The organism is Ginsengibacter sp. (genome assembly GCF_057362405.1).
In genome coordinates this window covers 1-11,825 of the sequence record NZ_JBMQQG010000127.1, presented here as the reverse complement: position 1 = coordinate 11,825, position 11,825 = coordinate 1, and the positions used below count along the sequence as shown (strand labels likewise).

At 39.3% G+C, this 11,825-nt stretch carries 11 protein-coding genes; 3 read left to right on the top strand and 8 right to left on the bottom strand.

Translation table 11 applies throughout. From position 1 onward, the window contains the following. On the bottom strand, positions 1-210 hold a 210-nt coding region (locus ACO1O5_RS10560), incomplete at its 3' end, for a cupin domain-containing protein (protein ID WP_486269990.1). A 140-nt stretch (positions 211-350) separates the two neighbouring features. Between ACO1O5_RS10560 and ACO1O5_RS10555 the strand changes: the two genes are divergently transcribed. Continuing rightward, positions 351-1,238 carry a phytanoyl-CoA dioxygenase family protein gene (locus ACO1O5_RS10555; RefSeq protein ID WP_486269989.1) on the top strand — a complete coding sequence of 296 codons (888 nt, stop codon included), beginning with the start codon at positions 351-353 and terminating at the stop codon, positions 1,236-1,238. A 52-nt stretch (positions 1,239-1,290) separates the two neighbouring features. On the opposite strand, the gene leuB is transcribed toward ACO1O5_RS10555, so the two are convergent. The 4 genes from leuB to leuC form a co-directional block, all read right to left on the bottom strand. After that, positions 1,291-2,364 (bottom strand): 3-isopropylmalate dehydrogenase, encoded by a 1,074-nt coding sequence (gene leuB / locus ACO1O5_RS10550; protein ID WP_486269987.1) that lies wholly within the window; start codon positions 2,362-2,364, stop codon positions 1,291-1,293. A 39-nt stretch (positions 2,365-2,403) separates the two neighbouring features. Next, positions 2,404-3,927, bottom strand: a complete 1,524-nt coding sequence (locus ACO1O5_RS10545; protein ID WP_486269985.1) for an alpha-isopropylmalate synthase regulatory domain-containing protein — start codon at positions 3,925-3,927, stop codon at positions 2,404-2,406. Positions 3,928-3,948: 21 nt separating this feature from the next. After that, a complete protein-coding gene (leuD, locus tag ACO1O5_RS10540; RefSeq protein ID WP_486269983.1) occupies positions 3,949-4,545 on the bottom strand; it encodes a 3-isopropylmalate dehydratase small subunit in 597 nt (198 codons plus the stop codon). A gap of 160 nt (positions 4,546-4,705) precedes the next feature. Further along, on the bottom strand, positions 4,706-6,100 hold the full coding sequence (gene leuC / locus ACO1O5_RS10535; protein ID WP_486269981.1) for a 3-isopropylmalate dehydratase large subunit: 1,395 nt from the start codon (positions 6,098-6,100) through the stop codon (positions 4,706-4,708). A 263-nt stretch (positions 6,101-6,363) separates the two neighbouring features. On the opposite strand from leuC, the gene ACO1O5_RS10530 reads away from it, so the two are divergent. Beyond that, positions 6,364-6,780 carry an SET domain-containing protein gene (locus tag ACO1O5_RS10530; RefSeq protein ID WP_486269978.1) on the top strand — a complete coding sequence of 139 codons (417 nt, stop codon included), beginning with the start codon at positions 6,364-6,366 and terminating at the stop codon, positions 6,778-6,780. Positions 6,781-6,837: 57 nt separating this feature from the next. On the opposite strand, the gene ACO1O5_RS10525 is transcribed toward ACO1O5_RS10530, so the two are convergent. Beyond that, positions 6,838-8,460, bottom strand: coding sequence for a long-chain fatty acid--CoA ligase (locus ACO1O5_RS10525; protein ID WP_486269976.1), 1,623 nt, complete (start codon positions 8,458-8,460; stop codon positions 6,838-6,840). A gap of 234 nt (positions 8,461-8,694) precedes the next feature. Continuing rightward, complete coding sequence (locus ACO1O5_RS10520) at positions 8,695-9,216, bottom strand: hypothetical protein (RefSeq protein ID WP_486269974.1); 522 nt, start codon at positions 9,214-9,216, stop codon at positions 8,695-8,697. A 674-nt stretch (positions 9,217-9,890) separates the two neighbouring features. Here ACO1O5_RS10520 and ACO1O5_RS10515 point away from each other — a divergent pair. Beyond that, a complete protein-coding gene (locus tag ACO1O5_RS10515; protein ID WP_486269973.1) occupies positions 9,891-10,145 on the top strand; it encodes a hypothetical protein in 255 nt (84 codons plus the stop codon). Between the two features lie 304 nt (positions 10,146-10,449). Here ACO1O5_RS10515 and ACO1O5_RS10510 read toward each other — a convergent pair whose 3' ends face one another. Then, positions 10,450-11,193 (bottom strand): hypothetical protein, encoded by a 744-nt coding sequence (locus ACO1O5_RS10510; RefSeq protein WP_486269971.1) that lies wholly within the window; start codon positions 11,191-11,193, stop codon positions 10,450-10,452. Positions 11,194-11,825 lie beyond the last annotated feature (632 nt).

Genomic DNA, 11,825 nt, shown 5'->3' with positions numbered 1-11,825 from the left:
TATTCGTTTTTCTCCATTCACAACCAATTCCAGTTTCCCTTCGCGTACTGTTACTACCTGTTCCTGAACGTGCGCATGTTCGGGTGCGCTGCTACCCGCAGTTACCTCCCAAAAAGCCAGTGTCATGTGTGTTGTATGTTCAAAACGACCAACAAATCCTGGAAAAGTTTCATTTAATTTTTTTTCCGCGAGAGTAATGAAGTATGACATGCGAAGATATTTTATGGTGACAAATATTATTGATTAAAGATAAGAATCGTGCGTAATTAATATAACCTAAGAATCTGCAATTGCGCACGTGTCATTTTATGTCAACATTTCTTCCTTAAAATATTTATCTTGAAAATCGTATGGTGGATACTATCCTGAAAAAATTGTGGCAACAGTCGCTGCATGACAACGGACGGGATGCAACATCCGTTGAATGGGATGAACAGGTAAATGCTATTTATGAACGTGGGAAAGGATTAGAGGAAACACTTAGATTTTTATTTCATCAAAAGCCATCGCTGGAAAGTTTTATTGAATGGATGCACCGGGGTACACGATCCCAAATTAATGAAGTATTGGTTGTAGATGTATTAACCGAAAACGAAATTAATTTCTTTAAAGAAAACGGCTACATAATAATTCCAAAGGCTTTAAGCAATGAACAATGTGAAGAGACCACAAAAGCAATTTTAGAATTTATTGGAGCAGATATTAATGATGCTTCAACCTGGTATCGGGATCATGAAGAAATGAGAGGACTCATGGTGATGTTCTATCATCATCCATCACTTGAAGTCATTAGAAATTCGCCGGTAATACGCAGAGCATTTGAGCAATTGTATGCAAGTAAAAAAATTCATAAAGTTATTGACAAGGTGAGTTTTAATCCACCCGAAACATCAACATTTAAATTTAAGGGAAGTCCGCTTCACTGGGATGTAAGTCTTACTCCGCCCATACCCTTTAGATTGCAGGGGCTTTTATATTTGAATGACGTAAGTGAAGATGGCGGTGCGTTCTGCTGCGTTCCCGGATTTCATACTAAATTAGAAAGCTGGCTAAAAGCTCTTCCGCCCAAGGCAAACCCCGCGGATGAAGCTGTCGCGCAATTAACGCCTATACCAATTACCGGGAAAGCCGGGGATTTTATTATCTGGCGGCAGGCGCTCCCGCATTGTGCGTCACCTAACAGAAGCAACACGCCAAGATTTGTTCAGTATCATACCTATGATCCCGACAATAAATAAGATGAACAGATTTGAAAATGAAATATTCTTTATCCACAAAAATCCTGGTCAATCAAAGACACTTTAACACCTCTTCCCCCATTCTTTCGGTTCCCAAAATATTATCCGGAGTTGTAGTGCTATCTGCAATATCCCTGGTACGATAACCAGTTTTTAAAACTTTATCAACGGCATTAATCACCGTTTCTGATTCCTCCTTCATTCCAAATGAAATATCTAATAACAAAGCAGCTGATAAAATAGAGGCCAACGGATTAGCCAGCCCTTTTCCCGTAATGTCATGAGCGGAACCGTGGATGGGTTCATAAACACCAGTGCCGTCGCCTATAGAAGCACTAGCCAACATTCCCATGGAGCCCGCGATTTGAGAAGCTTCATCAGTTAAGATATCACCAAATAAATTGGCTGTAACAACCACATCGAAACGTCTTGGATCCTTTATCAGCAGCATGGCCGTTGCATCTACAAACTGGTATTCCACTTCCACGTCAGCATATTCCGGTGCAATCTTTTGAACAACTTCTCTCCACAACCTCGAAGTTTCTAAAACATTTGCCTTATCAACCGAACATAATTTTTTACGCCTTGTTCTTGCCGCATCAAAAGCTTTACGGGCAATGCGCTCAACTTCATAGCGGCTATATTCCGCAACATCGTAGGCAGTGTCACCGTTATTCTTTCTTCCCTTTTCACCAAAATAAATATCACCCGTTAGTTCGCGAAAAAATAAAATGTCAGCCCCTTTTAAAATTTCAGGTTTAATACTGGAAGCTCCTAATAACTCATCGAATAATTTAATGGGACGAATATTTGCATAGAGGCCCAGTTCTTTTCTCATTCTAAGTAACCCCTGCTCCGGCCTTACTTTTGCTGAAGGATCATTATCGTATTTTGGATGGCCAACAGCTCCGAACAATACAGCATCCGATTTTCTCATCTTCTCCAAAGACTCATCAGGCAAAGGATTCCCAGTCGCTTCAATGGCAACATGACCTATTAACGCCTCATCATAAGTAAACGTGTGGCCGAATTTTGCGGCAATTTTATCCAGCACCTTTTTACCTACTGATGTTACTTCCTGCCCGATACCATCACCGGGAACTATCAAAATTTTTTTTGCTGCCATTGAAATTTTGTATTAATGAATCTGTAAATTATTTAGGTACTAAAGCGTGTTGAGCATTTTTAAGGTTGCTTTTATAGCAGCCACTGTCTGGTCGCTGTCTAATCCCCGTGTTTTAAACTCTTTATTGTTTTGGCTCCATGTAATAATTGTTTCGCACAAAGCATCACTCTTGCCGCCGGGGGGAATGCGAACAGCATAATCCGCCAGCAGTGGTAACTCGATTTTCTTTTGTTTATATACCTTTTTCAATGCATTCATAAAAGCATCATATTGTCCGTCGCCCTGGGCATTTTCTTCGAAACATTCGCCGTTCACGCAAATCTTTAATGTAACAGAGGGGTTTAAATCTTTTGAATGCGTGAGTACATAATTTTCGATACTTACTTTAGCTTCGATAGCATTGCCATCTAAAATATCAGAAATAATGTAAGGAAGATCTGCCTGGGTTAATACTTCTTTCCTGTCGCCTAATTCTATAATCTTTTGAGTTACTTTTTTGAGATCTTCATCTGAAAGAAGAATGCCGAGTTGTTGTAAATTATTTTCAATATTAGCTTTGCCGCTCGTTTTACCCAAGGCATATTTTCTTTGGCGACCAAATCGTTCAGGCATCAGGTCGCTGAAATACAATTTATTTTTTTTATCACCATCTGCGTGTATGCCTGCCGTTTGGGTAAATACATTCTCTCCTACCACTGGTTTATTAACCGGAATTCTAAATCCTGAAAACGTCTCTACGAGCTTGCTTACACGATACAATGACTTTTCGGCAACCGACAATTTTATGTTTGGCATAAAATCGTGAAGCACAGCGATAGCACTTGCCAAGGCTGCATTACCTGCTCTTTCGCCCATACCGTTGACCGTTAGGTGCAGGCCATGAGCCCCGGCCTTCACTCCTTCGAGGACATTTGCCGTTCCTAAATCATAATCGTTGTGGCCATGAAAATCGAAATGAATACCGGGGTAACGCTTTACAGTTTCCGAAACGAATTCAAAAACTTCCGATGGTGTTAAGATACCCAATGTATCAGGCAACATAATTCTCTTAACAGGCTGCTTTGTTAGAAAATCCAAATATTGCAAAACATAATCCTTCGAATGACGCATACCATTACTCCAGTCTTCAAGATACACATTGCATTCAATTCCCTTCTTCCTGGCTAGTTTTATTACCTCTGCTATTTCAGCAAAATGTTGCTCCGGTTTTTTCTTAAGTTGGTGTGTTAAATGATTGAGCGATCCTTTCGTAAGCAGGTTCATCACTTTCGCACCCGCTTTCTGCATCCATTGTATAGATACATCGCCATCCACGAAAGTGAGCACTTCTACTTTATTCAAAAATCCATTGGCTTTCGCCCATTTGGTAATTTTTTTCACTGCATCAAATTCTCCTTCCGATACCCGGGCAGATGCAACTTCAATCCTGTCCACTTTTACTTCCGTTAACAGGAGCTGTGCAATGGTTAATTTTTCAGATGCAGAAAAAGACACGCCGCTGGTTTGTTCACCATCGCGGAGTGTGGTATCCATAATTTCAATATAACGTTGTGGTTGAGGCATGTTCGTTTTCCTGGAAATATTTTAATAAAGGCTCTTTGATGCAAACGACTGTATTTCATTTCCCATAGCCTGCAAATAGTCGATATCATCATAACCGTTAGTAAGGTTATTTTTTTTGTACCCGTTAATTCCAAATGATTCTTTCTCTCCGGTTGCAAGGATCGTTATAATTTGTTCCGGTAGATTAACTTCAAGTTCCGCATTAGGATCAGCTTCAATAGCTTTAAATATTCTATCCAAAAATCCGTCGCTTACCTGCACGGGCAGTATGCCAACGTTAATACAATTATTCTTAAAAATATCTGCAAAAAAACTGGAAACAACGCAACGAAAACCATAATCGTAGACAGCCCACGCTGCATGTTCGCGGCTGCTGCCGCTGCCGAAATTTCTACCACCCACTAATATTTTTCCATGATAAACAGGATTGTTTAAAACAAAATCTTTTTTAGGAGTATCATCATTATTATATCTCCAGTCGCGAAAAAGATTATCACCAAAGCCTTTACGCTCTGTTGCTTTTAAGAAACGTGCAGGAATAATCTGGTCAGTATCTACATTCTCAATTGGCAGCGGAACCGCTGTGCTTTTCAGTATCGTAAATTTATCGTAAGCCATTGTTTTTAGATTTTAAGCCTCGCCCCTCCATGGTAGTCCTTTGGACAACTCACCCCGGACAAGCTCAGGATGAAAGGAGGACTAAAGTATTAGTATATTTATTTAAGTTTAATTGTTCTTCAATTTACATCGTACATCAAACGTCGTACATCCCACATCGTTATAAAAGTTCCCTTGGATCAGTAACAACACCAGTTACTGCTGCCGCTGCTGCCATAAAAGGGCTGGCCAACATCGTTCTTGCACCAGGTCCTTGTCTTCCTTCAAAATTTCTGTTGCTGGTACTAACGGCATACTTACCCGCAGGAATTTTATCATCATTCATAGCAAGGCACGCAGAACATCCTGGCTGGCGTAATTCAAAACCCGCTTCGGTTAATATATCTAAAATGCCTTCGTCTTTTATTTGCTTTTCAACAACGTGGGAACCAGGAACGATCCATGCAGTTACATTGTCAGCTTTCTTACGCCCTTTCACAATTGATGCAAAAGCCCGAAAATCTTCAATGCGTCCATTGGTGCAACTTCCTAAAAAAACATAATCAACTTTTTTACCAATCATAGCATCGTCTTCATGAAAACCCATGTAGGCGAGTGATTTTTCATAACTGGATTTGCCACCGCCGACCTGTTCTGCAGTTGGAATATGTTTGGTGATGCCCATTCCCATACCGGGATTGGTACCGTACGTTATCATGGGTTCGATGTCTGCCGCGTCATAATTATGCTCAACATCAAACGTGGCACCTGTATCCGTTTTTAAAGTTTTCCAATATGCCAATGCTTTATCCCATGCCTCGCCTTTAGGGGCTTTGTCTTTACCTTTTATATAATTAAAGGTGGTCTCATCAGGGGCAATCATACCACCACGTGCGCCCATTTCTATACTCATGTTACAAACGGTCATCCTTCCTTCCATACTCATGTTCTCAAATACATCCCCGGCAAATTCAACAAAATAACCTGTGGCGCCCGCCGCCGTTAATTTGGAAATGATGTAGAGTACAACATCTTTTGGTGAGATAGCTTTACCCAGTTTACCATTCACATTGATGCGCATTTTTTTGGGCTTAGGCTGCATAATACATTGTGATGACAGTACCATTTCCACTTCCGATGTTCCGATTCCAAAAGCGATGCACCCAAATGCTCCATGTGTTGATGTATGAGAATCACCGCATACTATTGTCATGCCGGGTAAGGTAATCCCATTCTCGGGCCCGATAATATGTACAATACCATTCTTAGGATTGCCTAACCCCCAGTGGGAAATGCCATATTTGGCGGAGTTTACTTCTAACGCTTTCAACTGGATCGCAGAAAGTGCGTCTTTAACCGGCAAATGCTGGTTAATAGTAGGCGTGTTATGATCGGCAGTGGCAAATGTTTTTTCGGGAAACATTACTTTCAATCCACGACTTTCCAGTCCCAGGAACGCGACGGGGCTGGTAACTTCATGAATAAAATGGCGGTCAATAAACAGCACATCAGGACCATCTTCGATGTTTCGAACAACGTGTGAGTCCCACACTTTATCAAACAAGGTACTTGGCATATGTTTTTGTATTTTTTTTATTGGAGTGCAAAATTCCTAAAATATCAGGACATTGTTGCGTTTTAAATGGTTTTTTATTTGATAAAATGATAAAAAATGTATGGATCCATTAACATTTATTTGGATAAGACTGAATTTAAAATCTGAAATGCTGAAAATTCCTCTACAATGCTGTAAGGAGGCTCATTTTAAAACAGGTCAAAATTTTCCCCTGTAAACCTATTTTTTTACGAGGGAAATTGTTTACGTCTTATCTTCCTGTCATGATTACAAAAGCCACTTTACTTAACGAACTCATTCACCATACGTATGTAATGCTTCGTCCATCTCCTGTCGCAGGAATAGGAGTGTTTGCTTTACGTTCTATTCCCAGAGGCTGCAGGGATATGTTCAGCAAACCGGATCCGAACGAAAAATGGATAATACTTACCAAAGAAGAAGTGCTCAATTTACCAACTCATGCAAAGATATTGGTAGAAAATTATTGTCTCTTTGATGCTAATCAATACTATGTTCCTGATAACGGATTTAAGGCGCTTGATGTATCCTTGTTCCTAAATCATTCCGATACGCCAAATATTATTTCTATAGAAGATGGTAATTATTTTGAAACACTACGTGATATTGCCGAAGGTGAGGAATTACTAATTGATTACGGCTCAATCGTAGACGAAGTTTAAATAAAATAATTTTAGAATCCTGCGGACAGCATGGCTGATTTTTTAGAACGGATTAAATCACAATTTTCCTTCGGCATATAATCGCCGCAACTCCTTTTTATTAAATTTGCCCACACTCGTTTTTGGTATCTCACGAATAAAAACCAATTTATCGGGCAACTGGTATTTGGCAAATGATGGTGATAAAAAACTATTCAGTTCTTCAATTGATAATGAATTTGCCGGTTCTTTCAAAACAATTACCGCCAAGGGCCTTTCCGTCCATAGCGGATCAGGGATAGCAATTACTGAAGCTTCCTTCACGTTAGGGTGAGCCATGATAGCCACTTCAAGCGCTACGCTCGATATCCATTCGCCACCACTTTTTATAAGGTCTTTTGCCCGGTCTGTAATTTGCATGTAGCCTTCACCGTTAATTACACCCACATCACCTGTTTTAAACCAGCCATCTTCAGTAAAATTTTCCCTGTTATTTGATTTAAAATAAGAATCAATAACCCAGGGTCCTTTTATTTCAATTTCTCCCGAAGTAATTCCATCCCAGGGCGCCATTATACCATTTTCCATAACCGATCTTATTTCAACACCGGGGACCTGCTGTCCCTGCATGGCACGTATTTTTATTTTCTCAAAGTCCGGAAGTGACTCATGCTGAGGCTGAAGCCTGCTCACCGTTCCCACCGGTGATGTTTCGGTCATTCCCCATGCATGCAACATTTTTATACCAAAATCTTTCTCAAAATTATCTATCAGGCTTGGCGGGGCTGACGCTCCTCCAACCATAATTTCCTTCAACGGAAAAGAAGCAGGCGGGTTATCCTTCAGTGCCGCATATACTCCCAGCCAAATGGTTGGAACTCCGTTTGCTTTATTAACCTGTTCTTTTTGAATAATTTCAATAAAAGGCGCCGGCTGAAGATGGGAAGACGGCATTATCAAAACCGCTCCGGCGAGAATAGCGGCGAAGGGAATACCCCAGGCCATAACATGGAACTGGGGAACACCTACTAATATCCTGTCATCAAATGATAATCGTGCACAATTCGGCAAGGAAATAACCAGCGCATGCAAATAGGTTGACCGGTGAGAATATAAAACTCCTTTAGGTAATCCGGTGGTTCCGCTTGTATAGCACATTCCGCAGCCATCATTTTCATCTACCTGCTGCCATGCCGTATCATCGGGAGCATCTGCAATCAGTTCTTCATAATCGATACAAGGTTGCAGGCTCGTGGTAAATCCTTTGGGTGCGTTCAATATAATGAAGGCTTCTACAGTTGACAAAAGTGCTGCAATGGGTTCAATTGCCGTTACTAATGATGCATCAACAAAAATATACCGGTCTTCAGCATTATTTATAATGAACTCCGTTTGCGAGTGCGAGAGCCTGATGTTAATGGTGTGGCAAATGGCACCACTTCCCGGTATTCCATAATACAACTCCATATGTTGATAGTGATTCCAGGCAAATGTTCCAACTATATCGCCTTTTTTTACGCCAAGTTTGTTTACTAATGCATGCATTAATTTTTTACTCCGCTTATATAAATCTGTATAAGTATAACTATGCCGCGTATTATCCGGCAAAATACTTATGATTTCTTTTTTTGAAAATACCCGGTACCCATGATCAAGAATTGATGGTACCGTTAACGGGTAATTCATCATTAAACCATCCATCGTCAATAAATTTTAAAGAGTGCAAACGTGAGCAGAAGATTTTAATAAATGTAATGTTTTTTCACTTCTAAAAAATGAAAATACCGGCATTCTGTACACGCTGAGTTTTGCAAAGAAGGGACCGTAGAAGTTTAGCGAGGTCGATTAAATTTTTTGCTATTTCTGCGAATATTTGTATTCGCTATTGAAAGAAGGTGTCACCGGTTATTTGAAAATAATTTTAGGAACGCGGCTTTAGTTTTTGATCCTTAATAAAATTTCATTTCTCAGTAAATCAAAGTCATGCCAGTTCATGCATTTTTTGGGGAACACAAAAGTTTCATCCCCATACAGACTGATAGCTTTATCGTCGATAACAACCTTCTTAAAATCTTTCCACCGCATAATCGTAATGTTAGTGTCCCTTCTTAACGTAAGTGTGTTTTCCGACAAGGTGAGTTTTCTCGAAATGAATTTTGCCTGTTCATCTAAAAAATCCCTGATTGATCTTTCCCACTTCAATTCGGGAGCCATCTTTTTTATCAATTGGTTAAGGACGAGGACAAATATTACCGTGGTGATGGTAAAAACCCCCCACGATTTATTAGACATGGTAGAGTAAATAAGTGATGTTAATGAAAAGACACCGAAAATCAAAGACAGAATAAATTCCTTTTTTACCGATTTGGAAAATAGCATATTGTTTTCCCGGTTCTTAAAATATACTTCTTCGAAATCTGCTTTATTAAAATTCAGGTTTATTTCAGTTGTGTTCATAGGTCATCATTTTAATGTGTAAACGAATAATCTCAGAAATCATTGTTCGCAAAGCCCGCGACTTTTCCATTGTTATTTCACACGATGAACTCTCGTGATCATCCACACAGAAGTCAACATCATAATTATCTAAACAAACGCGATTTAATATGAGGCAATAAGGTGGCCTTTTGGTCCCCTGTTAACGTCCATTACCAAAGTGTCGTGGCGCTTATTATCCTTATCCACCTTTAATTCATAGTCCTGCAATATGGATAACGGGTTTGGGCCCTTAGGATATTAAGCATCTTTGTAAACCTCATTTTCTATCTCTTTGGAGAAAAAGAAATTCGTAGTTAATAGAGTTTCTGAGTCTATGTGAACCTTTGCATGCAGGTGAGTTACTCTGTTTCTAAAACGAAGGAAAATAACGAATCCCTATCAATGCCCTGTGCTTATTACATTTCGGCAGTGTGCCATTGTGGGTAACTTTCTCTCAAAAAATTAAATTCAAAATAAAATTTTGGAATGTCAGCGTATACTCTTATTTTTATTCACATTTTTTCCACACCTATCCAACGACTAAAGCTGTTCCCTTCCCTTTTGAAACCTAACGGTTAATTCGCAAGAGCGCCTGGCAATTAGAAATATCCACTATAAAACAGAAGTAATTTACCTCAACTAAAAGAAAAGCTATGTTCTTAAAAATCAGGCAAAGATTCTTCCTTAATGACCTCGTAATTGAAATTCAGGAACCCAAAAAGTCCAGTTTTAAAGCGCTATTAAGGGACCATGCCGGAAACATTTGCAGCTCCGTGGAAATGAAGACCGAAACAAATCAGTCTCTATATAAATGGAACGGACTCAATGAACTGCCTTATGGAGTTTATACCTGCGAAATTTTGGAGGGAATACAGGAAATGACCATGCAATTGGTTAAAAGAATATAGTTTTTTACCCGGTAAATTAAAAATTTAACCTCCGGAATTGTTGCGGTACCCGAACCACACCGGGATAATTTTACCCCCACGAAAAAAACCGGGTTGAGTATAACCGCCAGTCTTTTCCCCTTTTATGGCAATTTAATTTGACTAGACTGAATTCTAAAGCCACAGCCGAATCGTATCGCCATCTATTCCTTCTTGTCATTTCTTATCAACTCCGCCTCAACTTCTGCTTCGCTTTGAAAGAAGAAATCCTCCTCGTGGAGGCGCTTCATTGATTGCCCTTTGCCCTTAACTTCTGTGACGAAACTTATGCATTTTGAGGCACACTGCGGAAATAGGAAACATCTCCACCGGGAGATACCCGCAAAACAATTTCTTTCATAGCATTTTTTCTGTTTTTCATCAATACATAATAATCATTACGTTCAGCATTTTGCATTCCTAATAATGACATATCAAAGCTTTCGTTTCTACTATCGTAATACATGGTTGATTCGGGAATATACTTTTTATAATACCTGGTAATCTGTTTTCTTGCTCTCGCCGGCAGAGATTCATATGATAAATATTTTCCGTTTCCTACCAGTTTATTTTTGAAATTATAAACATTGATCATGTGTTTTCCATGCAGCGTATAATCAACTCTTACGACTCCGTCAAGATTTAACCAATGCACATTTTTAGCTTTCGGAAAATTCGTTTTAAATCTTTCAACTGCGAATGAAGGTATGTCCGATATTTCACGCACAATGCTTTTATCTTCACGCAACTCCTTTCGCTCCTGGCTAATATCCTGCTTTTCCGTTCTGATTCTTGCAGTGGCCTCGTGCTCATCGTTTAAAAGATCCTGCCTGTAAGAAGCATTTTTAAATTGACCATTCTGCGCAAAGGAAAAATTTACAACACCAAAAACCATAATACCAACCAGCAAAGCTTTATTCGATATCTTTTTGTTTCTCACAGACTTTGCGATGCAATAGTTGGGAATTTTAATGTCACCATGATTTGATAAATGAGATTGACACTTTGTTACCTGTTCCATTCTTTTCATTTTTTAAATTAATAAATAGATTAAGTTGAAATCAATTTCCCATGGCGTCATTTTAGCTGTTACTTATTAAATAGCGCATCAAATTGTGAGCCTGTCTGTGCCAGCGTTCTACCTATGATCATCTTTAACTTTTCATAAAAAATACCAATGCCAAAAAGCCTCGCTGTTCAATTAAAACAAGCGATTTTGCCTGGGTTTCATAAGAAAATTTAACAGGCTCTTTCCCTACTCGTATCAAGTTTTCTCCAATTAGATAACAACCCTATGGAGGTTGTCTTTGGCATTATTGTTGGGTTTCGGGCTTCCTCCAAATGGAGCAAAGCAATCGGGATTTTCGCATGGAGTCCGCACTCTTATTCCCTATTTTGGTTAAAGAAAATGAGGGTGCGGTGAACTTTTATTAACCTGGTAATTTTGTCGTGTATTCGTAATAGTTAGTATACGCTTCGGGATTTATTCATTGGTAATTTAACGTGCGTAAGCATATCGCATAATCTTATATCTCAGCAAAGGGCGCCCCCCCCGGCAAGTCATCGATATTAAGCGAACTGACTTGCTTTAATATAGAAGATGGCTTTTAAATTTAAACCTGCATTATTATAAGACCACAATTATTGAACAGTTATAGATAC